General features: G+C 71.7%; 20 protein-coding genes. 8 read left to right on the top strand and 12 right to left on the bottom strand.

The window, feature by feature from the left end:
* The first annotated feature begins 231 nt into the window (after positions 1-231).
* Both D7Y13_RS07490 and D7Y13_RS07485 read left to right on the top strand, forming a co-directional pair.
* On the top strand, positions 232-3,807 hold the full coding sequence (locus D7Y13_RS07490; protein WP_120583340.1) for a serine/threonine-protein kinase: 3,576 nt from the start codon (positions 232-234) through the stop codon (positions 3,805-3,807).
* Positions 3,808-3,814: 7 nt separating this feature from the next.
* Complete coding sequence (locus D7Y13_RS07485) at positions 3,815-4,699, top strand: methyltransferase domain-containing protein (protein WP_120532621.1); 885 nt, start codon at positions 3,815-3,817, stop codon at positions 4,697-4,699.
* Here the strand turns inward: D7Y13_RS07485 and D7Y13_RS07480 are convergent.
* Positions 4,689-5,477 carry an SDR family oxidoreductase gene (locus D7Y13_RS07480; RefSeq protein ID WP_233595498.1) on the bottom strand — a complete coding sequence of 263 codons (789 nt, stop codon included), beginning with the start codon at positions 5,475-5,477 and terminating at the stop codon, positions 4,689-4,691. The two genes, D7Y13_RS07485 and D7Y13_RS07480, sit on opposite strands and share 11 nt — an antisense overlap.
* Positions 5,478-5,647: 170 nt before the next feature.
* Here D7Y13_RS07480 and D7Y13_RS07475 point away from each other — a divergent pair, with 170 nt between their 5' ends.
* Positions 5,648-7,768, top strand: a complete 2,121-nt coding sequence (locus D7Y13_RS07475; RefSeq protein WP_120583342.1) for an SEL1-like repeat protein — start codon at positions 5,648-5,650, stop codon at positions 7,766-7,768.
* A 59-nt stretch (positions 7,769-7,827) separates the two neighbouring features.
* Here D7Y13_RS07475 and D7Y13_RS07470 read toward each other — a convergent pair whose 3' ends face one another.
* Both D7Y13_RS07470 and D7Y13_RS07465 read right to left on the bottom strand, forming a co-directional pair.
* A complete protein-coding gene (locus D7Y13_RS07470) occupies positions 7,828-8,571 on the bottom strand; it encodes a 3-keto-5-aminohexanoate cleavage protein (RefSeq protein ID WP_120583343.1) in 744 nt (247 codons plus the stop codon).
* A 79-nt stretch (positions 8,572-8,650) separates the two neighbouring features.
* Positions 8,651-10,936 (bottom strand): hypothetical protein, encoded by a 2,286-nt coding sequence (locus D7Y13_RS07465; protein ID WP_120583344.1) that lies wholly within the window; start codon positions 10,934-10,936, stop codon positions 8,651-8,653.
* 281 nt (positions 10,937-11,217) lie between these two features.
* Between D7Y13_RS07465 and D7Y13_RS07460 the strand changes: the two genes are divergently transcribed.
* Entirely contained in the window at positions 11,218-11,760 is a 543-nt protein-coding gene (locus tag D7Y13_RS07460; RefSeq protein WP_120532626.1) for a DUF2378 family protein, read from the top strand.
* Here the strand turns inward: D7Y13_RS07460 and D7Y13_RS07455 are convergent.
* The 6 genes from D7Y13_RS07455 to D7Y13_RS07430 form a co-directional block, all read right to left on the bottom strand.
* Entirely contained in the window at positions 11,742-12,491 is a 750-nt protein-coding gene (locus tag D7Y13_RS07455) for a lysophospholipid acyltransferase family protein (protein ID WP_120532617.1), read from the bottom strand. The genes D7Y13_RS07460 and D7Y13_RS07455 overlap by 19 nt on opposite strands.
* Entirely contained in the window at positions 12,488-13,456 is a 969-nt protein-coding gene (locus D7Y13_RS07450) for a 3-oxoacyl-ACP synthase III family protein (protein ID WP_120532625.1), read from the bottom strand. The genes D7Y13_RS07455 and D7Y13_RS07450 overlap by 4 nt, the downstream gene beginning before the upstream one ends.
* Positions 13,453-15,306, bottom strand: coding sequence for a cyclic nucleotide-binding and patatin-like phospholipase domain-containing protein (locus D7Y13_RS07445; RefSeq protein ID WP_120583345.1), 1,854 nt, complete (start codon positions 15,304-15,306; stop codon positions 13,453-13,455). Before D7Y13_RS07445 ends, D7Y13_RS07450 begins: the two co-directional genes overlap by 4 nt.
* An 87-nt stretch (positions 15,307-15,393) precedes the next feature.
* The gene (locus tag D7Y13_RS07440) at positions 15,394-18,594 is read right to left on the bottom strand and encodes an efflux RND transporter permease subunit (protein ID WP_120532615.1); all 3,201 of its coding nucleotides are present in this window, start codon (positions 18,592-18,594) and stop codon (positions 15,394-15,396) included.
* Positions 18,595-18,602: 8 nt separating this feature from the next.
* Positions 18,603-19,802 carry an efflux RND transporter periplasmic adaptor subunit gene (locus tag D7Y13_RS07435; RefSeq protein WP_120583346.1) on the bottom strand — a complete coding sequence of 400 codons (1,200 nt, stop codon included), beginning with the start codon at positions 19,800-19,802 and terminating at the stop codon, positions 18,603-18,605.
* Complete coding sequence (locus D7Y13_RS07430) at positions 19,790-21,280, bottom strand: TolC family protein (RefSeq protein ID WP_120583347.1); 1,491 nt, start codon at positions 21,278-21,280, stop codon at positions 19,790-19,792. The genes D7Y13_RS07435 and D7Y13_RS07430 overlap by 13 nt, the downstream gene beginning before the upstream one ends.
* 150 nt (positions 21,281-21,430) lie before the next feature.
* On the opposite strand from D7Y13_RS07430, the gene D7Y13_RS07425 reads away from it, so the two are divergent.
* Positions 21,431-21,889, top strand: a complete 459-nt coding sequence (locus tag D7Y13_RS07425; RefSeq protein WP_120583348.1) for a hypothetical protein — start codon at positions 21,431-21,433, stop codon at positions 21,887-21,889.
* 52 nt (positions 21,890-21,941) lie between these two features.
* Positions 21,942-22,358: a hypothetical protein gene (locus D7Y13_RS07420; RefSeq protein ID WP_120532611.1), complete on the top strand. Its 417-nt coding sequence runs from the start codon at positions 21,942-21,944 to the stop codon at positions 22,356-22,358.
* A gap of 54 nt (positions 22,359-22,412) precedes the next feature.
* On the opposite strand, the gene D7Y13_RS07415 is transcribed toward D7Y13_RS07420, so the two are convergent.
* Positions 22,413-22,697, bottom strand: coding sequence for a DUF7660 family protein (locus D7Y13_RS07415; RefSeq protein WP_199732750.1), 285 nt, complete (start codon positions 22,695-22,697; stop codon positions 22,413-22,415).
* Positions 22,698-22,834: 137 nt separating this feature from the next.
* Entirely contained in the window at positions 22,835-24,898 is a 2,064-nt protein-coding gene (locus D7Y13_RS07410) for a HEAT repeat domain-containing protein (protein WP_120583350.1), read from the bottom strand.
* Between the two features lie 184 nt (positions 24,899-25,082).
* On the opposite strand from D7Y13_RS07410, the gene D7Y13_RS07405 reads away from it, so the two are divergent.
* The gene (locus D7Y13_RS07405) at positions 25,083-25,910 is read left to right on the top strand and encodes an alpha/beta fold hydrolase (RefSeq protein ID WP_120532607.1); all 828 of its coding nucleotides are present in this window, start codon (positions 25,083-25,085) and stop codon (positions 25,908-25,910) included.
* Between the two features lie 39 nt (positions 25,911-25,949).
* On the top strand, positions 25,950-26,234 hold the full coding sequence (locus D7Y13_RS07400; RefSeq protein WP_120532606.1) for a DUF427 domain-containing protein: 285 nt from the start codon (positions 25,950-25,952) through the stop codon (positions 26,232-26,234).
* 4 nt (positions 26,235-26,238) lie between these two features.
* On the opposite strand, the gene D7Y13_RS48625 is transcribed toward D7Y13_RS07400, so the two are convergent.
* The gene (locus D7Y13_RS48625) at positions 26,239-26,361 is read right to left on the bottom strand and encodes a hypothetical protein (RefSeq protein ID WP_255425906.1); all 123 of its coding nucleotides are present in this window, start codon (positions 26,359-26,361) and stop codon (positions 26,239-26,241) included.
* Between the last annotated feature and the right edge of the window lie 70 nt (positions 26,362-26,431).

Here is a 26,431-nt window from a genome sequence, read left to right as displayed (position 1 = left end):
CACCGTGAACAAGTCGAAGTCGTAGCCCGCCATCGCCAGCCTCCCGTGTGTCTCAAGGCGTGTTTCAAGACATGGTGCCCTGCTGCCTCACAGGGAAGGAGCCAGCCGGGCCCTGCCCGCCGGTCCGCCCACCAGGGTCCGAAGCGCCTCCTACCTCGGTTGCCCGGTTTGCATTCAATCCCCTCCCGCGCGGGAAGGGGGGATATCCTCGCTCGCAGGGCGGCCCCCCGTATGTCCCACTCCTCCTGCCAGACACCCCTCCGCACGGACGTGCCGGACCCTGACGCGTCTCCGGACCTCGATCCGGAGGTGGTGGGGCGCCGCTATCGCATCCTGGACCTGCTGGGGCGCGGGGGCGCGGGCACCGTGTGGCGCGCCCAGGACGGGCTGTCCGGGCCGGTGGCTCTCAAGCGGCTGCACAAGACGGTGGCGGACCTGGCGCGCCGGCCCGGAAAAGGCACGCCCTCCGCCTTCGCCACCCAGGGCATGGCCCTGTCGCTGGCGCACGAGTTCCAGACGCTGGTGTCCCTGCGCCACCCGCACGTCATCCGCGTGCTGGACTACGGCTTCGACAACGAGGGCCGGCCCTACCTGGCCATGGACCTGCTGGAGGACGCGCGCACGCTGGTGGAGGCCGGCTCGGACGCGCCCCTGCCCACGCAGGTGGGGCTGCTGGTGCAGACGCTCCAGGCGCTCGCGTACCTGCACCGGCGCGGCATCATCCACCGCGACCTGAAGCCCGGGAACGTGCTGGTGGTGCGCGGCCAGGTGAAGGTGCTGGACTTCGGGCTCGCGGTGGGCCGCGACCAGGGCCGCCGCGCGCACCCGGCCGGCACCCCGGGCTACCTGGCCCCGGAGCTCTTCGAGGACCAGCCCCCGTCCGAACAGACCGACCTCTTCAGCTTCGGCGCCATGGCGTGCCAGATGTTCTTCGGGCGGCTGCCTCACGCCGGCCAGGTGTTCGCGACGCCGGACTTCCCGCCCGCGCTCAAGGCCGCGCTGGAGCAGCTGGTGGCCCCGGACGCCCACCGCCGGCCGCGTGACGCGGAGGCCGTCATCGCCGCGCTGTGCGCCGCCACCGGCCAGCCCGTGCCCGCCGAGTCCGCCGCCACCCGCGAGAGCTTCCTCCAGTCCGCGCGCTTCGTGGGCCGCGTGAGCGAGCGCGAGCACCTGAACGACGTGCTCGACCGCGCGCTCGCGGGCCAGGGCAGCGCGTGGCTCGTCGGCGGTGAGAGCGGCGTGGGCAAGTCGCGCCTCCTGGAAGAGCTGCGCTCGCTGGCGCTGGTGCGCGGCGCCGTCGTGCTGCGCGGACAGGCAGTGGACACCGGCGGCGTGCCCTACCAGGAGTGGCGCGCGGTGCTGCGCTGGCTGCCCATGCTCACGGAGCTGTCGGACCGGGACGCTCGCGTCCTGAAGCCGCTGGTGCCGGACATGGACACGCTGCTGGGCCACGCGGTGCCGGCCGCCCCGGAGCTGGACGCGGAGATGGCGCAGCTGCGGCTGCACCAGACCGTGGAGGACCTCTTCGGCCGGCTGCCCCAGCCCACCGTCGTCATCCTGGAGGACCTGCACCAGGCGCACAGCGAGTCCCTCCAGCTGCTCGCCCAACTCGCGGCGCGCGCCCCCGGGCTGCCGCTGCTGCTGCTCGCGAGCTTCCGCGACGACGAGGCCCCGCACCTGCCGGAGCGGCTGCCCGGGACCCGGACGCTGCGCTTGCCCCGGCTGGACTCGGAGGAGATCGCGCTGCTGGGTGAGTCCATGCTGGGCACCATCGGCCGCCGGCCCGACGTGGTGGAGCTGCTGCGCCGCGAATCGGAGGGCAACCCCTTCTTCGTCGTGGAGGTGGTGCGCGCGCTGGCGGAGGAGGCGGGCGGCCTGGACCGGCTGGGCGGCCGCGCGCTGCCGGAGCGCGTGTGGGCCGGCGGCATGCGCGCGCTGGTGCAGCGCCGGCTGGAGAAGGTGCCCCGGGAGGCGCGCGGCCTGCTGGACGTGGCGGCGCTGCTGGGCCGGGAGCTGGACCTGCGGGTGCTCCAGTGCGCGGCCCCGGGCGTGGACGTGGAGGCGTGGCTCACCGACTGCGCGGCGGCGGCGGTGCTGGACGTGGCGGACGGACGCTGGCGCTTCGCGCACGACAAGCTGCGGGAGCGGCTGTTGGAGGACCTGTCGCCCGCGTCCCGGCCCGCGCTCCACCGGCGCGCGGCGCAGGCGCTGGAGGCCGCCCACCCCACGGGCCACGCCGCGGCGCTGTCGTACCACTGGGGACAGGCCCAGGACGTGGCCCGCGAGGCGCTCCACGCGCGGCGCGCGGGCGAGGAGGCGCTGGCGGTGGGCGCGTGCCGCGAGGCCCTGCCCCTGCTCTCCCGGGCGCTGACGGTGGCTCCGCAGCCGACTGCGCTGGAGCAGGGCCAGGTGGAGGCCCTGCTGGCGGAGGCGCGCTTCCAACTGGGAGACCTGGAGGCGTTCCGCGCGCACGCGCAGGCGGCGCTCGCGCACTTCGGCTGGCCCGTGCCCACGACGCGCGTGGGGTGGGTGCTGGGCACGCTGGGCCAGGCGCTGGTGAGGCTGGCGCAGAGTGCCCGGCCGGATGCGTACGCGGACGACTCGGTGAGGCGCCGCGAGGCCCGGCGGGTTGCGGGCCGGCTGCTGATGCGGCTCACCGACGCGTTCATCTACGCGCAGGAAGCGCTGCCGGTGCTCTGGAGCGGCCTGCGCATGCTCAACCTGTGCGAGCCCGCCGGGCCCACGCCGGAATTGGCGCGCGGCTACACGGTGATGGCGGTGGTGGCGGGCACGGTGCCGGTGCACCGCGTGGCGGACGCGTGGGTGAAGCGGGCGCAGGACGTGGCCGAGAGCGTGGGCCGCCCGTCGGACCTGGCCTACGTGCTCAACCGCAACGCGGTGTGCGCGGTGTACCAGGGGCACTGGCAGGACGTGGAGGCGTGGCTTGCGCGCGCGACGTCCATCGTGGACTCGGTGGGCGACCTGCGGTTGGCGGAGGAGTGCCGCGCGCTGCTCAACGTGGCCTGCTGCTACCAGGGCCAGTTCGCGCGCGGGCTGCCGCTGATGGACTGGCTGGAGGCGTCCGCCGTGCGCCGGGGCGCGGTGCAGACGCAGCACTGGGCCATGCACTACCGCGCGTACATCCTCTTGCGGCTGGGCGAACACGCGCGGGCCCGTGTCGCGCTGGAGCCGGCGCTGGCGTGGACGGAGGCGCACGGCGGGGCCACCGACCGCATCATCGTGGACGGCACGCTGGCGCTCTTGTGCCTGCGCGAGGACGACGCGGCGGGCGCGCGCGCGGCGGCGGAGAAGGCGCTGGTGCGGCTGTCGGCCGGCAAGCCGGTGGCGCACTTCGTCTACTTCGGCGCCATCACGGTGGCGGAGGTGCTGCTCACGCTGTGGGCGCGCGAGACGCCGGGCCCGGGGTTGCAGGCGCTCACGCACAGCGCCCGCGCGGCGCTCAAGTCGGTGGAGGACTTCGCCCGGGTGTTCCCCTTCGGAGCGCCCGCGGCGTGGCTGTGGCGCGGCTGCGAGGCGTGGCTTTCGGGCCGGCACGGCAAGGCCTTCCAGGCGTGGAAGCGGTGCATCGCGGAGGCCACGGCGCGCCAGATGCCCTACGAGGCGGCGCGCGCCCGGCTGGAGTGGGCGCGGCACCTGGAAGTCGATGACCCGGCGCGCGCGGAGCTGCTGCGACTGGCGGTGGAGGACTTCACCCGGCTGGAGGCACGCGAGGACCTGGAGCGCGCGGTGGCCGAACAGGCTCGGCCCAGGCTGACGGATGGCATGGCGGAAGGCACGGCGGGGTGATGACGCGATGATGCGAGTGGAGGATGTGGCGCTCCTGGCGTGTCCGGACTGCCGGGGCCGGCTGGTGTGGCACGGGCAGAACGAGGAGGACCGGCTCACCGAGGGACGCCTGCGCTGCGGCGGCTGCGGTGAGACGTGGGAGGTGGAGGAGGGGCGGGCCCGGCTGTACCGCGAGGACCGCGTGCGCGGCACGGACCGGCTGATGCGCCACATCTACGACGGGCTGCCCGCGCTGCATGATCCGCTGACGGCCCTGCTGACGCCGCTGTTCCAGTCCGTCTCCGAGTCGCGGATGCGCGACGGGTACATGCGGCGGCTGGAGTTGAGCGCGCTCCAGCCTCGCGAGGACGGGCAGCCGGTGCGGGTGCTGGAGGTGGGCGTGGGCGCGGGCGCCAACCTGCCGCGCATCCGGGGCGCGCTGCCGCCGGGGCTCGCGGTGGAGGTGTGGGGCCTGGACCTGAGCACCGGCATGCTGGCGCAGTGCGAGAAGCGGCTGGGCAGCAAGCGCCGGGGTCGGGGCCTGGAGGGCACCCGGTTGCTCCTGGCGGACGCGCACGCGCTGCCCTTCCGCGACGCGACGTTCGACCGCGTCTTCCACGTGGGGGCCATTGGCAGCTACCGCCAGCCCGCGGTGGCGCTGCTGGAGATGGCGCGCGTGGCCCGCCCCGGCACGCCGCTGGTGGTGGTGGACGAACAGCTGGATGCGAGCTTCCAGCCGTCGCTGTTCCAGCGCGCCGCCTTCCGCGCCCTCACGTTCTACACGCGCGACGCGAAGAGCCCGCGCTCGCTGCTGCCGCTCAACGCCGAAGGTGTCATCGAGGAACAGGTGTCACCCTTCTACTACTGCCTCACGTTCCGCGTTCCGTCGCTGGAGCCGGCCGTCACGGGTTGAGCACCAGGTCCAGCAGCCGCAGCGTCATGCCGCCGGTGAAGTCGATGGTGGCGCCGTTGAACCAGCCCGCTTCGTCGCCGGTGAGCACGGAGACGAAGCGCGCCACCTCCTCCACCGTGCACATGCGCCCCGCGGGGTTCATGGCCGCGTGGCGCTGCTCCAACTGGGCCAGGGCCTCCGGCGAGTAGACGTGGCGCAGGGCGGGCGTCATCACCGTGCCGAACTTGAGCAGGTTCACGCGGTGGCCCTTCGGGCCCAGCTCCACCGCCAGGTAGCGGATGTACATCTCCAGCGCGGCCTTGGCGGCGCTGATGAGGCCGGTGTTGCCCAGGTGGGATTCGTCCAGGGGGTTCTGCAGACCCAGCAGCCGCGCGTCCGGGGCCAGCAGGTCGCGCTTCACCAGCGCCTGTGTCCAGTACACGAACGAGTGCGCCATGCAGTCGAAGGTGCGCTCCACGCGGCGCGGGTGCAGCCGGTCCGGCCCCTCGGACAGGAAGCGCCCCACGGATGCGCCCGCGATGGCGTGGACGAACAGCTTCACGCTGCGGGGGCCCGCGCGAGCGAGCAGGGCGTCCGCGCCGTCCTCCGCGGCTTCGGCGGTGGAGGCGTCCGCCTGCCGCAGGAAGAGGTCCCGACCCACCGCGCGCACGCGGGCCTCCATCTGGAGCGCGGCGTCCGGGTAGCGGCCCCGGTGCACGCCGAAGACGTCCAGGCCTGGGTTGCGCGCGACGGCTTCCGCGATGGCCGCGCCCGACCCTGACGAGACGCCCAGGATCAAAGCCCAACGTGGGGCGGGAGGGGTTCGTGAGGGTGTGCCGTCCGGAGGAGTGTCTTCAGGGTGTCGTGGCACTTGCATGGTGTCCCAATCATAGGAAGCCGATGCGGGAACGGCTCGGACGACGGTGAGGGTCCTCGACCCGGCGGAGATGGGGGTGGAAGGATGGCTTCATGCCCTCATCCCGATTCCTCTTCGCGTGGCTGGCGGCGCCTGCCTTCGCGGTGCTCGTGGCCTGTGCCCACTCCTCTTCCTCCGAGGAGGCCGCGGAGGACCCGCTCTCCACGCTGTACCTGCGCACCTGCGGGGGCACCCGCGTGGAGGCGTGCTTCAACGGCGCCGAGCGCCACCTGAAGGGCGACGGCGTCGCGAAGGACGAGGCGCGGGCGGCCACGCTGTACGAGCTGGGCTGCAACGGCGGGGACCCGAGGAGCTGCGCGGGGCTGGGCGTGCTGAAGGAGGAGGGCCGGGGCGTCGCGAAGGACGCGGACGGGGCGGCGAAGTTGTACGCGCAGGCGTGCGAGCGGGGCATCGGCGAGGGCTGTGGACGGCTGGCGCTGCTGTACGGCGAGGGGCGCGGGGTGCCGAAGAGCGAGGCCCAGGCGGTGCGCTTCTTCCAGCAGGGGTGCGCCCACGACGACGGCCTGTCGTGCAACAACCTGGGCGTGTTGATGCTGATGGGCGGCTTCGGCCTCCCGCAGGATGTAGCCGGGGGCATGGGCCGGCTGGTGCAGGCCTGCAACCGGCAGGTGGCGACCGCGTGCGAGACGGTGGCCGGGGAGTTCGACTCGGGCACGCGCACGCGCAAGGACCCGAGGCTCGCGGCCAGCTACTTCCGTCAGGCGTGCGGCATGGGCTTGCAGAAGGCGTGCGAGCGGGCCTCCACGGCGGTGGCCGCGACACCGCCGCCGGCCGCCACGCCCGAGGAGGGCGCGAAGCTGGAGAAGATCCGCGCGATGTGTGACGCCGCCGGCACGGGCGTGGGCAAGGGGATGGCGTGCTACCTGATGGGCGTGGCGTACGAGAAGGGCGCCTCCGTGAAGGAGAACCCGGGCCGCGCGACGGTGTTCTACAAGCACGCGTGCGACCAGGAAGTGCAGGAGGGCTGCGCGGCGATGCGGCGCATGTTGGGACTCACGCCCGAGGAAACGGCTCAGCCGGAGCCGAAGCAGTCGGTGCTGGAGTCGCTGCGGCTGGACCTGCCTTCCACGCCGCGCGCGGAGCCGAAGCAGTCGGTGCTGGAGTCGCTGCGACTCCAGGGGAGCGCCCCGTCCCAGGGCGCGGCGGAGGCGCCGAAGTCCTCCGTGCAGGAGCCTTCCCCGTTCCAGGGCGGGGCTCCGGGGCCGAGCGCCTCGGTGCTGGATCCGCTGGTGCGGCTGGACACCGCGTGCAGGGCCGGACGGTCCGATGCCTGCACCCGCCGGGCCTGGCTCGTGAAGAATGGCGAGTCAGGGGCGGTCGCCAACGCGGTGCAGGCCCTGGTGGATTTCAAGAAGGGCTGTGACGGAGGGGACGCTGCCGGGTGCATGGGCATGGCGAGCGTGTACCTGTTCGGTGCGCCGGGCGTGCCGCAGGACGAGGCCCTGGGGCAAAGCCTCCTCGAGCAGACCTGCTCGCGGACCCGGGGTGACGATGCCTGCCGCGTCCTGGCGTCGCATCTGTCGATCTCCGATGTCGGGCCCGAGAATCAGGCCCGGGTGATGCGGGCCCTGGAGCGGGGATGCTTCGTCCATGAGAGTTCCCGGGCCTGCTCCGAGCTGCTCTCGAACGCCTCGCGGTCGCAAGTCCCAGCGGAAAAGGAGCCGGCGAACCTGGAGCGCATCAAGCGCCAGGCGTGCAAGACGCGGCTGATGTCGGCATGCAAGGAATTGAACCTGATGGCGCCGTCGGAGGACCCGTTCGTGCGCACGCAGCGGATGGCGTGTGAGACCGGCCGCAATCCCGATGCCTGTGCCGATGCAGCCACCGCCTACGCGCACGGTGCCTTGGTGGCCCGCGACCTGACGAGCGCGCTCCGGTGGGGAGAACAGGCCTGCACGGGCGGTAGCGGCGCGGGCTGTCTGCTCCTGGCGCGAATGCACGATGACAAGGGGCTGGGACCCCAGGACCCGGTGCGCTCCGCGAACTTCGCCTCACGGGCCTGTGAGCGCGGAAGCTGGCAGGGCTGCGAGATGCTGGCGAGAGCCCTGCGCTATGGGCTGGGTGTCACCCAGGACGAACGTCGGTCCGACGAGGCCAAGCGCAGGGCCTGCGCGCTCATGCCCGAGAAACAGCGGTCCTCGTCCTGCCAGTGACGGTAGCGGGGTCCGCGCGCGCGGCGCTGTCCCTGGCGTCAGCCGGCCCGAGGCGCGCATCAACGCGATGGATCCGGTGACGTGGCCCACGCATGGGCCACGAGCGCGGCGTTGTCCGGGGCGGCACGTCCGTCCGGAAACACGAGCGTGTCCTCCAACCCGATGCGCGCATCGAAGCCGTGCTGCCGTGCCCATGCGAGCACGGCCCACGCACCACCCTCGTCGCCATGGACGAGCAGGGGACGCTGGAGGCCCGTGGCACCCAGCGCGTCCACCAGCGTCCGGGCCTGCTGGCACGCGGCCTCCGGCTCCGGGGCCTGCGTCTCCACGAGCACGCGCAGGCACGCGGAAGCGCGCGGCCAGGACACGAGGCGCGGGACGTCCTCCGGGAACCACACGCCCGCTTCGACGCCGATGCCCGCGTCGAGCAGCGTGTCCGCGATGGAGGCCCAGCTGGACTCGGAGAGGTTGACGGAGGCGAAGTCAGGTCGGGCGTCGGAGGACAGCGTGGCCCATGCGGCGATGCGCGCGCGGCGTGCCTCCACGTCCGGAAGCATCCACGCGCCGGTGCTGACGCCCACGGGGACGCCGGGACAGGCGCGACGGATCGCCACGACCGCCGCGCCGATGTCGGCCGCGTGAAGGGATTCGGCGCCGCGTGCATCGCGCGGATGCACGTGGAACGCACCCGCGCCCGCCGCGTGACAGGCGGCGGCCTCCCGCGCGAGCGCTTCGGGTGTGACGGGCAGACACGGATGCGCGGTGGCCGCGCGGGCTCCATTGAGACAGGCTTTGAGCAGCATCGGTGCCCACCCTTCCTGGCGACACGGGGCACGGCCAGGAAAATGCGCCGCCCCCGTCCGTGGAAGACACCGGCCCGCTTCAGAGCGCCGTGAGCAGGAGCTCCTCCTGCTCCCCGACCTTGAGGCCGAGCAGCGGCTGGACCTCGTCGCGGAAGCCCCAGTGCCGCGCCAGCTCCACCAGCCACGCGACGGTGGCCGTGAGCCGGAACGGGTTGGACCCCGCGTCCTCCAGCGGCTCGAACGCCCGGGCGATGATCGACTGCTCCGGCTCATCCGGGAGCGGGCTGCGCGCATCGATGGCCTGTTGCAGGTCCTGCAGCGCGTGCGTCAGCCGCTGCCAGATGACGAAGATGTTCCCGTAGGGCTGGCCCCCCGTGTCGCCGCCGTACTTCGACGCCCCCTCCATCACCCCCATGAAGGTGCCCGCCGTGGGGCCTCCACCCGAGTGCCGGGACTGCTCCCAGTTCCACGCGACGAGGCCCCCCGCGCCCAGTTGCTTCTTGAGGTGGGCCCCCACGCTGTTGGTGATGAACTCCTTGGACCAGCCCTTGCCCTGCTGCAGCAGGTACGTGTTCCACAGCGGCGTGTAGAGCTTCTGGCGCACCGAAGGGGACTCCCGCGACGCGACGGAGTCCCGGGGCAGCGCGCGGGCCAGGGCCACCGCGAACGCCTGACGCTCCACCTCCGGGTCGGTGCCCATCTTCCGGAGCACCTTGCGGAACGTGGCGGCGTCGAGCCGCGCCTCGAAGCGGGCGGTGACGCGGGTGCCGCGCGGGACGGACTGGAACAGCCTGCTCAGCGGTTCGACGGAGGCATCGTCGCGGAGCGCGCCCCAGACGCGGGCCTGATCCGCCAGCTCCTGGAGCGACAGGCTGCCCTCGACACGGGATTGCGCGAAGAAGGCGTAGTCGAACGCGTCCGCGCTCGGCCGGGTGGAGAACGCCGGCATCTGCGCGTTGAAGTCGATGCCCTGGAGGACCTTGTTCCCCGCGAGCCAGCCCTCGTGCTGGTAGGAGCGCGTGCCCTGGAAGGCGTAGCGGCGGGGCCCGTGCGCATGGTCCCGCGAGGCGTGCTGGGTGACGGCCTTCAATTGCTTGCGGTCCTCCACCTTCGCCAGGAACATGTCGCGCCAGCCCAGCCCGAAGCCCCGGGTGCGCTGCATGCCGGTGGTGCGCATGTGGAAGTAGCGGCGCACCCACGCGTCCTTCGTCCGACGCTGGATGCTGGCCAGGTCCCCGGAGATGAGCGCGGCGTGCACGCTCCCCAGTTCGTCCGCGGGCACCTCCAGCGCCATCAGCGTCGCGTCCCCGGCGGTGCGGGCGTATTCGTATTCGAAGCCGGCCTGCAGCGCGGTGACCACGCCGTCCTCGATGAGGCGCTTCAGCTCCGTGTGCACCTGCTTGACGGTGGCCAGGGTCCCGTCCAGCTCCTGCTTGAAGCCGAGCGCCCCGAACAGCGAGGTGGCGACGGGCACCAGCACGGTGCCCAGCGTGCCGCTGTCCAGGCCCTCGACAATCTTCGACACGCTCTGGGCCTGGGCGGTGTCCGCCACCGCCCCCAGCAGCGCGGCGAGCACCGGCGAGGCGACATCCAGCGTCACCCCCACCTTCATGCCGGCGGACACCTGGGACGTGATGGCCTTGCGGATGGAGATCTGGAACGCACCGCCGCCCTCCGCGCGGGAGAAGACGAGCCGCAGCTCATCCTCCAGCTTCAGCTCCCCGCTCAGGCTGGCGCCCACCTCCGCCTTGAGCTGGAGGGCGACCTGTCCACCCACGCGCCGCGCGAGCGAGGCCACAACCGTGGACGTCACCGCGGGCCAGGACAGGGTGAGTCCGGCCTTGAGCTGGATGCGCGTCTGGAAGGACAGCGCGTCGCCCGCCACCAGGGCCTGCACGTCCTCCAGGAGGAAGGGCAGCCGCAGGGACTTCACGTCGTCGCGGAGCGCGTCACCCAGGGTCCGGGTGGGGGCGTGCCGGCGGTAGTCCGCCACCAGCACGTTGACGGCGCCGCTGCCGCTCAGGGCGACGAAGGGGAAGCTGCCCTCACCGCTGGCCTGGGCGTTGAGCTCCGCCGCGTACTTCAGCCAGCATGCGGCGCCGTCGGGCGTGAAGAGCGGTTCGGGTTCGGTGCCGTCGGGGTTCCCCGTCGCCCGGCCGATGACGCCGTGGGCGTCCGCGTCCTCCTGGCCGTTGAAGAGTTCGACGGGCACCCGGAGCGCCGCCTTCAGGGACACGGAGCCCCCCGGCAGCGGGATGGCCTTCGCGACGCCCGCCTCCGCGCTGCACACCGCCTGTCCATGCGCGGCATCACCCAGCGCGAGGTCCAGCGTGTTCGTGGCGGGTACGTTGATGCTCCAGCTCATGTCATGCCCCCCCAGGGTCGACCGCTGGACCAGCGTCGCACGCGGACGGACGCGGGACCGTCTGACCCGGGGGAGGTGGGTGTGTTGGTTCGCGGGCACCGGCGGGGGCAACCCCCCACGTCGCCTTCCCCAGGCGACACGTCGCGTCGCATGGCGGATCCGGTGTCCTTTGGTCAAAATCTTCATCACCCCGGGGATGTAGGGGTTGTTCACAAGTCCGCGACGGTCTAGCCAGGAGGAACTGAACCGCGTCCCCCCGAGACGTGGCGAAGGAGCACCGGGTGTCCTCTCAGAATGAGTTCGTGTTCGGCCATACGGTCGAAGGATTGCTGTTGGCCTTGCAGGGCCGGATGGATGAGCCGTTGCGGGCGAAGCTGAAGGCCGCCGGGCTGGACCTGGAGCGCAAGCTGGAGCCGGCCTATCCCAACGCCGTGTGGCAGCGGTTGCTGCAACTGGGCGCGGAAGAGCTCTTCCCGGGCGTCCCCATGAAGGAGGCGCAGTGGCTGCTGGGCGAGCGCTTCGTCGAGGGCTACTTCGAGACGAACATGGGGCGGGCCCTGAAGGGTGTCCTCAAGCTGTTGGGACCGGCGCGGGCGCTGGAGCGCACCTCCCGCAACCTGGCGTCCGGCAGCAACTTCCTGCACGTGGAGGTGCAGAAGGTGTCGGACACGGACTTCCGGATCCGCGTGAACGAGGGCGGGACCTACCCGGAGTTCATTGGCGCCATCTGCCACTTCGGCACCATGGCGACGGGCGTGAAGGGCCTCACCACCGTCGTGGAGTCCCGCGACGGGCGCGCCGCCATCTACCGCGTCCGCTGGTAGCGGGCCGCGTCCAGCAATCCCTGCACCGCGCCCGTCACGTCGCGGTGCACCGTGAGCAGCGCGTCCCGGTCCGCCGCGTCGAAGCCGGGCGCCAGGTGGCGCGTGAGGGGCTCCCCCACCCACTGCGTCATCTTCACCGGGAACGGCAGGGACAGCGGCCACAGGCCCGTGGCGCCCACGCCCAGCCACAAGGGCAGACGTCCAGGCAGGCTCAGGCGCTTGCCCCAGGCATGGCCGTCATTCAAACCCACGTAAGCGTCGTCCATGCCGTGGCCCGCGATGGGCACGATGGGCAGCCCGTAGCGCACGGCCAGCCGCAGGTAGCCCAGCCGCTCCCCCCAGTCCACGCGGTAGCGGTGCCGGAAGTCGCGGCAGCCCTCGCGCGTGCCGCCCGGCTGCACCAGCACGTGTTCGCCCTTCGCCACCGCCTCGGCCAGGCGCGGTCCATCCCCGGTGACGAAGCCCAGCCCGTCCGCCACCTGCCGCATTCCGGGGATTGCGTCGAACGCGCCGTGCGCGATGCCGTGGGGCAGGTAGCCCAGGCGGTCATGCAGCGTCACCGTCAGCATGCACAGGTCCACCGCCAGGGGCCGCCCGTGGTAGCCCACCAGCAGCTTCGCGCCCGGTTGCAACAGCGGCTCCAGGTTCACCACCTCATAGCGGTGGTAGCGCTGGAGCAGGCGGAACGTCGCCAGCCACGCGGCCCTTGCCGCGCTCCCCGTCGCCGTCACCCGCCCACCCGGTACAGCACCGCGCCGTGCGCCACGCCCGCGCCCACGCCCACCAGCAACACCCGGTCCCCCGGCTTCACCGGGCGCGTGCGCCACAGCCGGTCCAGGCCCGTCCCCAGCGACGCGGACCCCACGCTGCCCACCGTGTCCACCACCGTGACGCTCTTCTCCGGGGGAACCTCCAGCGCCTGGAGGATGGCCGCGAACATGCTCCCGTTCGGCTGGTGCGTGAGCACCCACTCCACGTCCGCCACCGTCAGCCCCGCGCCCTGGAGCACCGCCGTCGCCGCGCGCGTCAGCGCTCCCAGCGCCACGCGCGTCATGTCCTTCGCGGGCGTGAGGAAGCGCATCCCTCCGCGCTCGCCCGTCAGGTGCGGGTTGTCCAGGACGACGTCCGGCGGCAGCGTGCCGTCGTTGCCGAACGCCGCGCCCAGCACGCCCTCGCCCGGCCGCGCTTCGCCCAGCACCACCGCAGCCGCCGCGTCGCCCAGCACCAGGTAGGGCCGAGGGTCCTCCGGCCGCGTCGTGCGCGACAGCAGCTCCACCGACACCACGCCCACCGGCCCCAGCCCCGTGGCCACCGAGCGCGCCGCCAGGTCGAACGCGCTCAGGAACCCCATGCACGCGTTGCCCACGTCCATCGCGTCGCACGTCCCGGCCAGCCCCAGCGCCGCCGCCACCCGACTGCCATTGGCCGGCGTGGTGACGTCCCCACCCATGGAGGACACGAAGAGGATGCGCTTGAGCGCCGTGGCCTCCAGGCCCGCCGCGTCCAGCGCGCCCTTCAGGGCCTGGGCCCCCAGGTCCGCCGCGCGTGTCCCCGCCGGGGCGAAGTGCCGCGTGCGGATGCCCGTCTTCTTCTCCACCTCCGCCGGGTCTCGGCCCACGCGCGCGCACAACTCCGCGGTCGTCACCGGCGGGCCGGGCAGCACGCTGGACGTGCCGAGGATGCGAACGGGAATCACGCGGCCCTCCTTCCGCCGGACGGATTCCGGCGCACGCGCAGGGACTCCCACGCCTGCTTGAACTCCAGCAGCTTCTGCTCCAGGGCCATGTCGCGCGCGGCCTCGTCCAGCACTTCGTCCACGTGCGTGAAGCGCATGGAGCCCAGCAGCGGATGGTCGCGCGTGCCCACGTCGTAGCGCAGGTCCCCGCGCGCCGACTCCAGGTCGCCACTGCGATGCAACAGCAACACGCCGCTGGTCAGCAGGTCCATGGCCCGCGCCACCGGGTTGAGCGCGGAGAGGAACAGCCCCACCGGTCCGGGCAGCAGCGGCCGCGCCGCCTGGTGGTGGCCCGCCGGGAAGATGTTGCTGGAGAAGACCAGGTCCGCGCCCGCGTTGAGGAGCACGTCCACCGGCACCATGCTGGTGAAGGCCCCGTCCACGTACCGCGCGGGCGGCTGGAGCGTGGGGGCCCACACCCCCGGCGCGGAGCCACTGGCGCGCACCGCCAGCGCGAGCGGCCCCTGCTCCAGCACCACGCAGCGGCCCGTGGTCAGGTCGGTCGTCACCGGCAGGAAGCCCGTGGGCAGCTCCTCCAGCGACAGGCTCCCCAGGTCGCCCCGCACCAGCCACTCCATGGCCTGCGTGGTGACCACCGACGACAGCGCGGCGGCGGACAGGTGGCCGCTCCTGGCGCGGTGGCGCAGCCGGCGCAGGCCATCCAGGCCCTCGCGTCCGTCGCGCGCGGTGCCGCAGAAGTACGCGCCCACCAGCGAGCCCATGCTGGAGCTGCTCAGGAAGTCCACCGGCACGTCCAGCGCCGTCAGCCGCCGCAGGATGTGCGCGTGGTAGAAGCCCCACACGCCCCCGCCGCTGAGCGCCAGTCCCACGCGCCGGCCGGTGATGGCACGCGCCCAGCGCGACAGCGCATCCCGCGTGCCCGCGTCCAGCCCCAGCGCGGCCAGCGGGCGCGTGTCCCCGGGTCGCACCACCAGCCGCTCCCAGTCCAGCCGCAGCCGGCAGATGGGCGGCGGCGCGTCCGCGTCCCAGCCATCCTCGTCGGGCAGGGGACGGCCCCGCAGCGTGGGGCTGGCGCGCGGGCGCCACGGCGACAGGAGCACCGTGGGCAGCACCGATGCTCCGGCCATGCCCACGGCCGCGTCGCTGGAGGCCACGAGCCGCACCTCGCGGACCGTCACGCCATCCGGCGCAGCGAGCCCGTCCAGCAACACGCAGTCGAAGTCCCCGTCCGGCGCCATCGCGGCGCAGGACTCCAGCGTGCCGGGCCCCACGGTGCGGCGGAACACCCCGTCCGGCCCCCGCACCGCGGCCTCCGTCCGCTTCGTCCCCGCGCGCACCAGCAGCACGCGGTCCCCGAAGTCGTGGGCCATCACCTTCGCCACCAGCTCCACCAGCACGGACAGCGCGGCGGGCGGCAGCTCCAGGCCCTGCGTCCGGAACGTCACCACGTCCGCGCGCGGGCCCGTCGCGAAGACGCCGTGGCGGGGCGCGCCCGCGGCGAGCTCCAGCTCCGCGCGGGGAATGAACAGCGCCTGCGACGCGGACACCGCCGTCACCGTGACAGGCCAGATGCCCCGTGCGAGCGCTTCCACGCCCAGTGACATTCCCGAGCGCAGGTGCAGGAGCACCGTCCCTCCCGCCGTCACCTTCCATTCGCCCGAGCGCAGCAGGTAGACGCCGTCCACCTCCTGGCCCTCCTGGCACACCCCTTCACCGGGAGCGGGCTCCACCGGCCGTGCCCTCCCCAGCAGGCGTAGGAGGACGGACGTGCGGGTGTGGCGCAGCGCGGGCGCCTGCTTCAACGTGTACAGCCACCGACGCCGCTCTTCGACCGTGAGGGGAGAAGCCATGCGTCGCCCAAGGATAACCAGGACCCTCCGCCGCCGGATAGCGCAGCGGAGTGCCTGCCCGCTGTGCGGGTCGGTATCCGCGATCTTCTACGCGGGCTGCGGCCGGTGTGGATCCCTCCCAGGAGGGATGGACGGCGGCGGGTTTTTCGGGGGGCCCCCCGTGGAGTTACCGGGCTTGCGGTGTTTCAGGACCTTGGTGCGCGCGCCCTCCACCAGTGCGTAGAGCACGGGGATGAAGATGAGGTTCACGAAGGTGGAGAAGAGCATCCCGCCGAAGACGGTGGTGCCCAGCGACTTGCGCGCCGAGGCGCCCGCGCCGCTGGCCAGCATCAGGGGCACCACGCCGAAGAGGAAGGCGAAGGACGTCATCAGGATGGGCCGCAGGCGCGTCTCCGCCGCGTTGATGGCGGACTCCACGACGCCCTGTCCCTGCGCGCGCAGTTGTTCTCCGAACTCCACGATGAGGATGGCGTTCTTGGACGCAAGGCCCACCAGCATCACCAGTCCCACCTGGCAGAACACGTCGTTCACCAGTCCACGCGCGCCCTGAAGCAGGAGCGCGCCCATCATGGCCACGGGCACCGCGAGCATGACGACGAAGGGCAGGGCGAAGCTTTCGTACTGCGCGGCCAGCACCAGGAAGACGAACACGATGCCCAGCGCGAAGATGACGAGCACGGTGTTGCCCGCGCTCTTCTGTTCCGCGGACAGGCCCGTCCATTCGTAGGTGAAGCCCGTGGGCAGCGCCTGCTTCGCCACGTCCTCCATGGCCTGGAGCGCCTGCCCGGTGCTGACGCCGGGGGTGCCCTGGCCGTTGATGTTCGCGGAGCGGAAGAGGTTGTAGTGGGTGATGTTCTGCGCGGTGGCCACGGGCGTCAGCTTCACCAGGTTCTCCAGGGGCACCATGCCGCCCCCTTCCGCGCGGACGTAGAAGCTGCCGATGTCCTTCGGGTTGTCGCGGAAGGGCGTCGCGGCCTGCACGAACACGCGGTAGACGCGGTTGGCGAAGGTGAAGTCGTTCACGTACTGGCTGCCCAGGTACACCTGGAGCGTGGAGAACAGCGAGGACAGGGGCACGCCCATCGCCTTGGCCTTCTCGCGGTCCACGTCGATGTTGAGCTGCGGCGAGCCCGCCGTGAACGCGGAGAACACGCCTCTCAGGCGCGGCTCCCGCGCCGCCGTGCCCACCAACGCCTGCGTCGCCTGCGCCAGCTCCTCCAGGGAGCGGCCGCCCTGCTGGTCCTCCAGCACGAACTCGAAGCCGCCCACGCTGCCCACGCCGCGGATGGCGGGCGGTTGCAGGGGCAGCACGCGCGCGCCGCCCACCTGGCCCAGCGGACCGCGCAGGCGCTCCACCATCCCGGCCACGCTCTCCTCCTTCTTCTCGCGCTCCTCCCAGGGCTTGAGGTTGATGAACAGCGAGCCGTAGTTGGCGCCCGTGCCCAGGAGCGAGAAGCCGCCCACGGTGAAGATGTCCGTCACCTCCGGCTGCTCGCGGATGATCTCCTCCACCTGGAGGAGCACCTGGCGCGTGTACTCCAGCGACGTGCCCTCCGGGCCCTGCACCGCGATGATGAGGTAGCCCTGGTCCTCGTCCGGGATGAAGCCGGACGGCGTGGCCCGATAGAGCAGCCCCGTGGCGACCAGGAACACGACGAACGCGGCGACGACGAACCACTTCGCCCTGCCCAGCATGAAGCCCAAGAGCTTCCCGTAGCCGCGCCGCAGGGAATCCAGGCCGTCATCGAACTTGCGCGCGAGGACGAACTTCTTGCCCTCGTTGCTGCGCAAGAGGCGCGCGCACAGCGCGGGGGACAGGGTGAGGGCGACGAGCGCGGAGAGGCTGATGGAGAACGCGATGGTGAGCGCGAACTGCCGGTAGATGGCGCCCGTGGTGCCGGGGAAGAAGGACACCGGGATGAACACCGCGGAGAGCACCAGCGCGGTGGCCACCACGACGCCGGACACCTGCTGCATGCCCCGGGTGGTGGCCTCCTTCGCGTCCACCTTTTCGTGCTCCATCACGCGCTCGACGTTCTCGATGACGACGATGGCGTCGTCCACCACGAGGCCCGTGGCCAGCGTCAGGCCGAAGAGGGTCAGCGTGTTGAGCGAGAAGCCGAACGCGTTGACGAACATGAACGTGCCGACGAGCGACACCGGCAGCGTCGTCACCGCGACCAGCACGCTGCGCCAGCCGTGCAGGAAGATGAAGATGACGAGGATGACCAGGAGGATGGCCTCGCCCAGCGCGTGGAGCACCTCCTTGATGGAGGCGCTCACCGCCAGCGTGGTGTCGAACGCCACCTTGTAGGTGAGGCCGGGCGGGAAGGTCGCGGACAGCCGCTTCAATTCCTTCTCCACGCCCTCGCGCACCTCCAGCGCGTTGGAGCCCGGAAGCTGGGTGATGCCCAGACCCACCGCGTCCTGGCCGTTGAAGCGCAACAACTGCTGGTAGCTCTCCGCGCCCAGCTCCACGCGGCCCACGTCGCGGATGCGCACGAGCGCGCCTTCCGCCCCGCGCTGGATGACGATGGCGCCGAACTCGCTGGCGGACGTCAACTGCCCCTTCACCTGGAGCGACAGCTGGTACGCTTGGTCCTTGGAGGAGGGCGCCTGGCCCACCTTGCCCGCGCCCACCTGGACGTTCTGTTCCTGGAGGGCGTCCAGCACGTCCTGGGCGGTGAGGCCGCGCCGGGCCAGCTCCGTGGGATCCAACCACAGGCGCATGGCGAAGCGGCGCTCGCCGAAGATGCGCACGTCGCCCACGCCCTTCACGCGCAACAGCGCGTCGCGGATGAAGACGTCCGCGTAGTTGCTGACGAACTCCGTGTCGTAGCGCTTCTGCTGGTCGTAGACGCCAAAGGAGACGAGCAACTGCGTCTGCGCCTTGCGCACGGTGACGCCCAGCGCGTTGACCTGCTGGGGCAGCTGCGGCGTGGCGGTGGCGACGCGGTTCTGCACGTCCACCGCCGCCAGGTCCACGTCGCGCGACGGGTCGAAGGTGGCGATGATGGTGCTCTGGCCGTCGTTGGTGCTGGTGGAGGACATGTAGCGCATGCCCTCCATGCCGTTGAGCTGGCGCTCCAGCACCGTGGTGACGGCGCTCTCCACCGTCTCCGCGGACGCGCCGGTGTACGTGGCCGTCACCTGCACCTGGGGCAGGGCCAGCTCCGGGTACTGCTCGATGGGGAGGTTGGGGATGGAGATGGCGCCCACGAGCGTGATGAGGATGGACAGCACGCTCGCGAAGACCGGGCGTTTGATGAAGAACTCGGAGAAGTTCATGGCAGTCCCTAGCGGCCCGCGTCCGCGCCGCCGCCCGTGCCTGGCGCGGAGGTGTCGGGCATGCCTTCCGTTTGGCCCTGCTGCGCGGGCTTCGCCGTGATGGGCATGCCGTCGCGCAGTTGCTGCACGCCGCTGATCACCACCTGCGTGCCCGCGTCCAGGCCCTTGAGCACCTCGTAGTCGTTGCCCTCCACCAGCCCCAGCGTCACCGGCTGGCGCTTCGCCACGGTGCCGCCGTCGCTCTGTCCCACCACCATGGCGAAGGACTGGCTGCCCTGCCGGGTCACCGCGGTGGTGGGCATCTTCAGGGCCTCGCGCACGTCGTAGACGAGCTGCGCGCGCACCAGCTGGCCGGCCCTCAGGCCCACGGTGTTGACGAAGGCGGCCTTCACCTCCACCAGCTGCGTGGCCGGGTTGGGCGTGGTGGCGACGAAGAACGCGGGCGCGCGGACCACGGGCTTGCCGTCGTCGTCCAGCACCTCCAGGGGCGTCTGTCCCAGCTTCACGCGGCTGGCCTGATCCACCGGCACCTGCACGGACAGCTCCAGCGCCCGGCTCTGGTCCACGATGGTGAGCGCCGTCTCAGAGGACACGTAGTCGCCCAGCTTCACCGGGATGTCGCCCACGATGCCGTCAAAGGGGGCGCTCACGCTGAAGAAGCCCAACTGCACCTGCTGGTTCTGAATCTGTGCCTCCGCGGCGCGGGCCTGGGCCACGGCCTGCTCCGCCTGGGCCACGGCCTGCTCGTAGTCCTGGCGGCTCACGAGGCCTTCCTTGAGCAGTTGCGCGCTGCGCTCCCGCGTCTTGCGCGCGAACTCGCGGCTGGCGACCGCGGAGGCCTTCTGCGCCTGGGTGGCGCGCAGGGTCGCCCGTTCCTGACGGGGGTCCACGACGAGCAGCACCTGGCCGGAGCGCACCGTGTCCCCGGGGTGCACGGCGATGGATTGCACGTAGCCGGCCACCTGCGGGAAGACGGTGATGCTGCGCCGGGAGATGAGCGTGCCCACGTACTCGCGGGTGTCGCGCACCGGGCCGGGCTGGACCTGGAGCACCTGCACGGGCATGGGCTTGCCGCCGCCCTGTCCCTGCTGGCCACCCTGGGGGCCGCCACCGGGCCCGCCCTGCCCCCCTTCCTTTCCGCCGCTGCAGCCGCCCGCAAGCGCGAGCACGAGTCCCCATGCGCCCCAATCACCCCTCACCACTCGCATGCTGCCTCCGACAAGAATGCGTCCACCTGCGCCTGGCGCAGTTGGAAGTCTCGAATCACGAGCGCCAGCTCCGCCTGTCGCAGGGCCCCGGCCGCGTCCACCAGCTCGAGGCTCGTTCCGGTGCCCACCTCGAAGGCGCGGCGGGAGAGCCGGTCATTCTCCTTCGCGAGGTTCAGCTCGCGGTCCGCCAGGGCGCGCGTCTCCTGGCTCACCTGCACGGCGCGCTTCGCCTGGGTGACCTCCACGACGACGTTGCGCTCGCGCGCGACGACGTCCGCGCGGGCCTGCTCCAACTGGCCGCGCGTCTGGCGCAGCCGACCCTCGCGCGCGCCGCCGTCCCAGAAGGGCAGCACGAGGCTTGCGCCGATGTTCCAGATGGGCACCTCCGCGAAGCCCGGGTTGACGGTGAGCGCGGTGGTGTTGCTGGTGAGGTCCAGCGTGGGCGCGTACTGGCGCTTCACCTCGCCAATGGCGCGCTCGGCCACCACCAGCCGGGAGCGGGCCGCGGCGATGTCCGCGCGGCGCTCCAGCGACTGCAGCGGGTGGCAGGTCTGGCTGGCGCCCTGGAGCAGGGTGTTCAGCTCCAGCCCCTTGGCCAGGCCCACGGCGGAAGGGGTGCCCAGCGCGAGCCCCAGGGACTCGCGCGCCTGGCGCAGGTCCTCGTCGCCCGTCACCACGTTGCGGCGGGCGGCCTGCGCGTCCTGCTCCACGCGCACGACGTCCAGGCGGGTGCCGGCGCCCAGCTCGAAGCGGCGCTGCGCGAGGGCCAGCCGCTCCAGCGCGGTGCGCAGGTTGACGCGGTTGACCTCCGCCAGCCGCTCCGTGGAGGACACGGAGACGAGCGCCTGTGCGAGGCCGCGGGTGAGCTGCCGGCGCGTCTCCGCGAGCGACAGGGCGGCGGTGCGCCGGTTCTCCTTCGCGCTGCCCAGGGCGTAGAGGCTGGCCAGGTCCACCAGCGGCACGGACGCGGCGATCGTGCCCACGCCCAGCAATTCCGTGGGGGTGATGCCGCCGCCGGTGCCCACGCCGCCGCCAAGGCCGCCGCCAGCGCCACCGCCGATGGCGACCAGGCTCGGGTTGAGCACGTTGTACTGGGCGCCCAGGGTGCCGGTGACGCTGGGCAGCAGGTTCGCGAGCGCGATGCGCCATGTGCCCGCGGCCACTTCAATCTGTCCCAGGGCGGCCTGCAGGTCGGTGGAGCGCTGGCGCAGGAGCGTGAGCGCCTGGTTCCACGAGGTGAGCTGCAGCGGCGCGGTGGATGCCGGGGCGAGCAGCGGATCCGACACGTTCGCCTCGAAGGGTGGCGGTACCTCCGGCACGTCCTGCGGATCCTGGGTGGGCTGCGGGGTGGGCGTGGCGCGAGGTCCTGGCGCGGTGTCCTGGGCCACGGCCTGGGGATGTTCAGGGCCGGGCTGGGCGGAGACCACGCCGGAGGCTCCAAGCTGGGCCAGCAGGGCTGCGAACGGGAGGGCGTTCATAAAGGGTGCTCCCCAGGTAGGGGCGAAGCCATGCCCCCGCCACGGGGGCGCCCCCGTGGCGCTCCAATGGACAACACAGTCGCGTATGGAATTGCCCGGCGGCGGGGGCGATGAACGTCGGTCCTGCCCCTGGGGGCAGGATGACAATCAATGACAGAGGACCAGGAGGATGCTCACGGCGGCGCAGGCGCGGGAGACCTGGTCGTTGAAAGGATCCGGGTCCTCTACTCCGTGGGAGACGGCTCTTATTCAGCGAGCATGCCGTCACCGCTGGGGCCTTTGTTGAAGGCGATTCCCGAGAAGGAGAAGAGCTGCAGGCAGCCGAACCTCGTCCGGGATTCGCGTGGAGAGGCGAACATCCACGCGGACTACCACAGTCATCCGTGGGCTGATTCGCGCATGTCCAGGCCGGACCGGACCGAGGCGCGTCAGCGGTACTCCATCCGGCTTCAGTTCGACACGAAGTGCAGGGTGATGAAGCTCGTGCCCCACATCGGAGAGGCCCGGCCGGGAGAAGTCTATGAGCGGCGTGGGAAGAGCTGGGCGCTCATTGGTATCGTGAAGCCAGAGCACAAGGCCGTCGGTCTGATGACCTCGGTCGAGGAATAGAAACCACCCCATGCCCATTCAAAATCCAGCGACCGGCTGGCGTGGAGCCTTGATGAAGTCCGGACTGCTCCTTCCCGTGTGCCTGCTGCTGTCGGCGTGCGCGCTCTTCCACCGGGATTCGCGGCCAGCTCATGCCCCGCCGGAGGAAGCCGCTCGCGTCCAGTTCCCGCTCGACCTTCCCGAGGACGCGCGGACGCTCGAGGGCGGGACGGTGACCGCCATGCAGCTGGCCCTGGATGACTTCCGTCCCCTGGACCTGAAGCCACACAAAGGGGCCACGGAGGAAGAGCAGTGCCTCTACCAGCGTGAGTCCTATGACGTCACCGCCGCGCCCGGTCCGGAGGGCGTGACGTTCGTGCAGATCACCCTGAAGCCCCAACTCTGCGAGAAGCAGGGGCCCCTCATGGACATGGGGGCGACCTACGCCGTGGATGTGAAGGGACGACGCATCCTCGCCATCCAGCACTGAGCGCTCACGGCGCCGGCTAATGGGGATGCTTGAAGGGGGTGTGGCCCTGGCCTGTTACTCGTAGGACTTGCCGGCGAACAGGATGCTCGCGCATCGGTGCCAGGGGTTCTTGTGGGGAGCCTGTTGGCTTGTCGCCTCTGCCCAGTCCGCGCCCGCTTCGAGAAAGCTTCCGATGGTGCCGTTCTCCCAGCCGAGAGGTCCCGGTGAGTACGGCGCGGGAGGAAGCCGTGCTGCCTCCGCGCGGTCCGCTTCGTAGTCATCTTTCAGGGCGAGGACGAAGCGGAGGAAGGACGCCTCGTCCGTGACCTCCTCCAGAAGCTGACCCAGTTTGTCCGTCACGATGCCCTCCCGAGTGAAATCAGGTGCCCGCATCCTGGCTGGATTCGAGGATGAACGGCAGGGGAACGGAGCCATCCGGCGGCTCGAATGACCGGCTCCCGGAATCAAACACAGCCATCCCGGAAGCCATCCCCTCCTCACGGCGCCGGCATCATGCTCAAACGCTGCTTCGCCGACCGGCTCTGCGGGTCGAACCGGAGCGCCTCTTCCAGCCGCTCGCGGCCCTTCGCCACGTTGCCCTGCACCATGTACAGGTCCGCCAGCCGCACCAGCACGTCCGCGTTGTAGGGCTGCAAATCCAACGCCCGCTCGAACTCGCGCGTCGCCGTGACGACGTCCCGCTTGCGCATCGCCAACTGCCCGAGCATCACGTGCGGCTGCACCAGCCCGCTCGTCTCCGGCTGGTTCGCCAGGGCCTCCAGCGCCGGCATCGCGCGCGCGTCCCCGAACGACGCCAGCGTCAGCGCCGCGCCCTGCCGCACCCACAGCGAGCCGTCCTTCAAGAGCGGCACCAGGTCCTCCGTCGCCTCACGCGCGTTCACGCTGCCCAGCGCGTCGATGAGGTCCGAGCGCAACGTGCTGTCCGTCGTGCCCTTCAGCGTCGCCCGCAGCGCCGGCACCGCTTCGCGCTTGAACCTTCGCGCGAGGAACTTCGCCGCCGCGCCCCGGAGCGTGCCCGCCTCCGCCGTGTCCGCCAGCACCGCCTCCAGCGGACCCCGGCTCTGCGCCGCCGTCTTCTCATCGAACGCGTCCGCCAGCCGCAACCGCCGCTGCTGGCGCTGCGCCGCCTGGGGCCACCACTTCGTCAACGCCTGCCCCATCGCGTCCGGCGTCTCCTTCGTGTGGCAGGCATTGCACGCGTTGGGCACGTCGTGGCGCGCCGTGTTCTGGGGCACCGGCACGTCCAGCGCGTGGTCCGCGAAGTGGTCCAACACGCCCGACACCACCGGCGGCATGTGACACGCGATGCAGTCCTGCGCCGCCGCGGCCTTGTGGTGCGTGTGCTTGTCCCCCTGCGCCACCACCTCCGCGTGACAGCCCTGGCACGTCGCCGCGTTCGCGGACGTGCGCGCGGGCGCCGCCTTCGTCAGCGGCTTCACTTCATTGGGCGCGTGCGGATCATGCGGCGCCGTGTGGCACGTCAGGCACGTGGCCCCACCCTGCAGGTGGCACTTCGACTGGATGAGCGCCTGATACTCGAAGCTGGAGGTGCTGGGGCGCCCGTCGCTGAAGAAGTCGCCGGAGCGCTCGTTGCCCACCAGCAACACCATGGGCTGGTAGTTCGCGTCGTAGCGCTGGCCGGGCTGGAAGCGGTGCGCCGCGTCCAGCATCGGGAACAGCGTGCGCCGGGGCCCGTGGCACTGCGCGCACACCGCGAAGCCCTCCGCCGCGCCCAGCTTCGCAGGCTGGACGATGTCCGCTGGCGCCTGCGACTCCGCGTGCCGCCCGCCCGGCCCGTGGCAGGACTCACACGCGACGCCCGCGTCCGCGAACGTCGTCGTCCACTGGTGCTTCTCCCGGTCGTACCTCGCGTCCAGGCCCGTCACGTGACAGTCCAGACACGCGTGCTGCGCGCTGCGACGGAAGTTCGCCCAGAAGAACGGGTGGTCCGGCGCCAGCGCGCCCTGCTTCTTCTCCGAGTAGTCCACCCACTCGCCCTTGCCCGTCACGTGGAAGTACACCGGCAGCACCTGCCAGCGTCCGTCCGGCAGCAGCGTGATGGGGTCCTGCATCCGCTTGCCGCCCACCAGCCACTGCACCGGCCACTCGCCCAGGTTCCCGTCCGCGCCCTTCGTGCGCATCAGGTACTTGCCGCCGTCGCGGCGCATCCACGCCTCGCTGGATTCGCCCTTGAAGTGCGTGCCCGCGCCCGTGAACGAGCCCACCACGTACTGCTTCGTCGCCGGCGACAGCGCCCGCGCGTGCCAGTCGTGCTTCCAGCCGGTGTGCTGCTCCTCGTGGCAGTCCGCGCACACCTCGGAGCCCACGAAGCGGTTCGGCGGCTTCGCGGCGGCCTCCGCCGTCTTCACCGGCACGGGCGCGGCAGGGCTCCCCGCGTCCAGCACGGCAGGAGGCGTGGAGGCCCGGGTGACGGGAGCCGAAGGCGCGGAGGTCGCGGCCGGGCGCAGGGCGAAGAACAGGCCCACGGCGAGGACGGCGACCACCGCGAGGGCGACGAGGACAGGGCGAGAAGTGCGCATCCGGAGGTGCGCCCATGCTCCTCCGGACCGTCGGGCGGCACAAGCGGCGCTCCGAGCGAGCCCGGGCAGCCCGTCTCCTCCAGTGGACACCGTACTCCCAGGGAGTGCTGCGCACCCAGGGAGCCCTGGACTAGGGTGACAGCGGTCAGGCGCCGTCCCCCTTACCCAGCAGGAGGTCCGTCCCATGCCCATGCGGTCCGTGAATGGAACCCGGCTGTACTTCGAGGACACCGGCGGTACCGGGGACGTGGTGCTGTTCAGCCACGGCCTCCTGTGGAGCACGCGCCTGTTCGACCCACAGGTGGAGGCGCTGCGCGGCCGCTTCCGGTGCATCTCCTACGACCACCGGGGGCAGGGCCAGAGCGAGGTGCCGCCCGACGCCGTCATCGACATGGAGACGGTGTACGCGGACGCGGTGGCGCTCATCGAGTCGCTGGGCGTGGGGCCGGTCCACTTCGTGGGCCTGTCCATGGGCGGCTTTGTCGGCATGCGGCTGGCCGCGCGCCGGCCGGACCTGGTGCGCTCGCTGGTGCTGCTGGAGACCTCCGCCGACCCTGAGCCCACCGCGAACATTCCCCGCTACACCGCGCTCAACCTGGTGGTCCGCTACCTGGGCGTGGCGCCCGTGACGGCGCCGGTGATGCGCATCATGTTCGGCACGTCGTTCCTCACCGACCCGGGCCGCGAGGCGGAGCGGGCGCTGTGGCGCGCACGCCTGCGCCAGAACCGCCGCGACATCTGGCGCGCCGTCAACGGCGTCATGAAGCGCCAGGGCGTCGCGGAGGAGCTGCCGCGCATCCGCACGCCCACGCTGGTCATCGTGGGCGAGGAGGACCGCGCCACGGTGCCTGTGAAGTCGGAGCGCATCCACTCCCTCATCCCGGGCTCGAAGCTGGTGCGCCTGTCGCGCGGTGGGCACTCCTCCTCGGTGGAGGAGCCGGCGCTGGTGAATGCTGAACTCGCTCCCTTCCTCACCGAGCACGCCTCCACGAATGCCGCGCACACCGGCTGAAGCGCGGTTACCCGAGAAAAAACCAGGAGGGCTTGTTCAATGCCAGTCGCGAAATGGAATGGCGTCGTGCTCGCGAAGAGTGACCGCTTTGAAGAGGTGGAGGGCAATGTCTACTTCCCGCCCGACAGCCTGAACCGGGAACACTTCAAACCCAGCGCCACGCACACGCATTGCCCCTGGAAGGGCGAGGCCAGCTACTACTCCGTGGAGGTGGACGGAAAGACGAACGCCGACGCCGCCTGGTTCTATCCGGAGCCGAAGGCGAAGGCGGCCAACATCCGGGACCACGTGGCCTTCTGGAAGGGCGTGACGGTGGAGCGCTGAGTCTTCAGCGTCCCGTCCAGTAGCGCACCCACCGGGGCGCGTTGCGCAGCTGCGTGACGATGAAGGCGGGGATCCACTGGATGAGGTTCGCCTCGGGCTCGACGTTGTAGCCATTGAGCAGGCGCATGTCGATGCGCCGGCGCTGCAGGTTCGTGGGATGCGGGGTGGGCAGCCCGCCCCGGCATTCGCCGTTCTGG

This window comes from Corallococcus praedator, from assembly GCF_003612125.1.
Lineage (GTDB): Bacteria > Myxococcota > Myxococcia > Myxococcales > Myxococcaceae > Corallococcus > Corallococcus praedator.
Note: the sequence above shows the minus strand (reverse complement) of the source record. Positions and strands in the feature narration are given on the sequence as shown.